A 277-nucleotide genomic window follows, 5' to 3' on the forward strand; every position below is an offset into this window, starting at 1 on the left:
TTTGATTTGCAAAATGTGTCATTTAGTTATGATCAAGAACGAGTCGCATCGCTCAATGGCATTAACTTGTTAATTCCTGCGGGCAAGACAACAGCTTTGGTTGGCCGTTCTGGTGCTGTTAAGTCAACGTTGATTCGACTATTAACCCGCTTTTATGAACGGACGGGTGGTGACATCTTGTTTGATGATACGAAAATTGAAGCAATTGATATTCGCGATTTGCGGCAACACATTTCAATTGTCAGCCAGGATGTGACGATTGTCGATGGAACGATTG

1 protein-coding gene is annotated in these 277 nt (G+C 42.2%); it reads left to right on the top strand.

Annotation, left to right across the window (positions count from 1 at the left end; translation table 11 throughout):
- Positions 1-277 (top strand): ATP-binding cassette domain-containing protein (locus MN204_RS20575; protein ID WP_249872917.1); only part of this gene is annotated, 277 nt, incomplete at both ends.

The sequence above is a fragment of the Oceanobacillus saliphilus genome, from assembly GCF_023522835.1.
Lineage (GTDB): Bacteria > Bacillota > Bacilli > Bacillales > Amphibacillaceae > Oceanobacillus > Oceanobacillus saliphilus.